A 2,766-nucleotide genomic window follows, 5' to 3' on the forward strand; every position below is an offset into this window, starting at 1 on the left:
ATGCATTGAATGTAACAAACCATTAAGGTGGTTATTGCGTTGGGGCTCACCTCTTACCTTTCCGAACAGAGAAGTTAAGCCCAACTGCGCAGATGGTACTGCAGTTATGTGGGAGAGTATGTCGCCGCCTTCTTTTATTAAAGCCTTCAAGTAAAACTTGAAGGCTTTTTTTTGTTATTGATGTGGCGTGTTCGTAAACTAGGATCGCCGCCTTCTTTTATTAAAGCCTCAATCTAAAAGATTGGGGCTTTTTTTTATTATATAAAGGTGATTCATAGCTTGTTTACAAGATTTATCTTATGAAAACCGAAGCGTTAGTGGGTGGAGTGGCATCCTTTTTTTTAAAAATAACACTAAAAAAGATATAACGGAACACACGACCTGAAAGGGAACGCACAAAATAAAAAAAAAATTAGAATCTGTATTGAGAAAATTTATTGTTTTAAAATTCTGAGCTGAGAAATTTTAATGTTCTATGATTTGATTATTTTAAATGGTATAAAAATTGAATAACTTTCAAAATTAAATCGTAATTATAAAGCACAAAAAAAAGTCCCATTGGGACTTTTTAAATTATATTCTTTTTAACTGTTGTTTCATCATTACAATTTGATCTTTCAACATATTGTGTTTGTCTAATTTTTTTGCTTCACTTAGCCATTTTTCTGCTTCAATTTTTCTTCTTTTTGAAGCAGCAATTCCTGCTAATTGAAGTTTGGCTAAAGCTAAGTCTTGATCCATACTTAAGCCAAGTTCAATAGCTTTTCTAAAGTATTTTTCTGCTTGATTTAGGTTAGTTTGCGAAACCATTAATCCATTTAAGTAATTATAATACCCTTGTTGTTTTTTAACTAAAGCTGTTTCTGGATTGCTAATTTTATCTAAATATTTTTTAGCGCCGTCAAAATTTTGTTTTCTTAACTGTAAAAATGATAAAATAATTAATTCATTTTTAAAATAAAATAAGATAAAAAGGGTTGATAATAGAATTAAAAATATTCCATTTCCGATATTACCACCAATAATGAATAAGTAAATTGCAAATGATATTAATCCTGCTGCTGTAATTAGTTTTATGTTTTTATTGAACATGATATTTAGTTTAGTTTGCAAAGGTAATAAAATCTATTAAAAATAATTTTAAAAAAGTATTTGTATTTGAAAAAAGTCTTTGTATATTTGCACTCGGTTTAAAGAAAGCCATATTATTAAAGAATTATATAGAATTTAAAAATACTAACAATGAGTAAGAGAACATTTCAACCATCAAAGAGAAAAAGAAGAAATAAGCACGGTTTCATGGACAGAATGTCATCTCCTAACGGAAGAAAGGTGCTTGCTCGTAGAAGAGCTAAAGGAAGACATAAATTAACAGTATCTTGTGAACCAAGACATAAGAAATAATGGTATTAGTTAATCGAAATATCAGGGTGTTACTATTTTAATAGTAGCACCTTTTTTTTATATTTGCATTAAATTACAATCTACAACAACACAACAATATGCCAAAAGACAATTCAATAAAATCGGTATTAATTATTGGTTCAGGACCAATAGTAATTGGACAAGCCTGCGAATTTGATTATGCCGGTTCACAATCTGCACGCTCTTTAAGAGAGGAAGGAATCGAAGTAATCCTTATTAATTCAAATCCTGCAACCATCATGACAGACCCAACTATGGCTGATCATGTGTATTTAAAACCTTTGACTACAAAATCTATAATAGAGATTTTAAAAGCACATCCTCAAATTGATGCTGTTTTACCAACAATGGGTGGTCAAACCGCATTAAATTTATGTATTGAAGCCGATGAAAAAGGAATTTGGAAGGATTTTGGTGTTAGATTGATTGGTGTAGATATAAATGCAATAAATATTACCGAAGATAGAGAGCAATTTAAGAATTTATTAAATAAAATTGGAATTCCTCAAGCACCAGCTAAAACGGCCAATTCGTTCTTAAAAGGAAAAGAGATAGAGCAAGAATTTGGATTTCCATTAGTAATACGTCCTTCATTTACTTTAGGTGGAACTGGAGCTGCGATTATTTATAAGAAGGAAGATTTTGATGCGGCTTTAACTTACGGTTTAGAAGCGTCTCCAATTCATGAAGTTTTAATTGATAAAGCTTTAATGGGATGGAAAGAATATGAATTGGAATTATTGCGTGATAGTAACGATAATGTGGTAATTATCTGTACGATTGAAAATATGGACCCTATGGGAATTCATACTGGAGATTCTATTACTGTTGCGCCTGCAATGACATTATCAGACACAACTTTTCAAAAAATGCGTGATATGGCTATTTTGATGATGCGTTCTATCGGAAATTTTGCAGGAGGTTGTAACGTGCAATTTGCTGTTTCACCTGATGAAAAAGAAGATATAGTTGCGATTGAAATTAATCCTCGCGTATCACGTTCTTCTGCATTGGCATCAAAAGCTACTGGATATCCAATTGCAAAAATCGCATCGAAATTAGCTTTAGGTTACAATTTAGATGAATTGCAAAATCAAATTACAAAATCGACTTCAGCTTTATTTGAGCCAACTTTAGATTATGTAATCGTAAAAATACCACGTTGGAATTTCGATAAATTTGAAGGTGCAGATAGAACGTTAGGATTACAAATGAAGTCGGTAGGAGAAGTAATGGGAATAGGGCGTTCGTTTCAAGAAGCGCTTCACAAAGCTACTCAATCACTTGAAATTAAGCGAAATGGCTTAGGAGCAGATGGGAAGGGGTATACCAATTACGAAC

General features: G+C 31.7%; 3 protein-coding genes and 1 rRNA gene. 3 read left to right on the top strand and 1 reads right to left on the bottom strand.

Going from position 1 to position 2,766, the window contains the following annotated elements; all coding sequences use genetic code 11:
* Positions 1 to 23: 23 nt before the first annotated feature.
* A 5S ribosomal RNA gene (gene rrf, locus ABWO04_RS10985) occupies positions 24 to 133 on the top strand.
* Positions 134 to 573: 440 nt separating this feature from the next.
* Here the strand turns inward: rrf and ABWO04_RS10990 are convergent.
* Positions 574 to 1,092 (bottom strand): DUF2892 domain-containing protein, encoded by a 519-nt coding sequence (locus ABWO04_RS10990; protein ID WP_353079738.1) that lies wholly within the window; start codon positions 1,090 to 1,092, stop codon positions 574 to 576.
* A gap of 150 nt (positions 1,093 to 1,242) precedes the next feature.
* On the opposite strand from ABWO04_RS10990, the gene rpmH reads away from it, so the two are divergent.
* Positions 1,243 to 1,404: a 50S ribosomal protein L34 gene (rpmH, locus tag ABWO04_RS10995; RefSeq protein ID WP_091315350.1), complete on the top strand. Its 162-nt coding sequence runs from the start codon at positions 1,243 to 1,245 to the stop codon at positions 1,402 to 1,404.
* A 98-nt stretch (positions 1,405 to 1,502) separates the two neighbouring features.
* Positions 1,503 to 2,766, top strand: a 1,264-nt coding sequence (gene carB, locus ABWO04_RS11000) for a carbamoyl-phosphate synthase large subunit (protein ID WP_353079739.1), incomplete at its 3' end; no start/stop codon positions are given.

This window comes from Flavobacterium sp., assembly GCF_040382755.1.
Taxonomy (GTDB): domain Bacteria; phylum Bacteroidota; class Bacteroidia; order Flavobacteriales; family Flavobacteriaceae; genus Flavobacterium.

Bases quoted from the DNA above. Each gene is read 5' to 3' on its own strand.
- ABWO04_RS10990 (WP_353079738.1), bottom strand. From the start codon at position 1,092: ATGTTCAATAAAAACATAAAACTAATTACAGCAGCAGGATTAATATCA.
- rpmH (WP_091315350.1), top strand. From the start codon at position 1,243: ATGAGTAAGAGAACATTTCAACCATCAAAGAGAAAAAGAAGAAATAAG.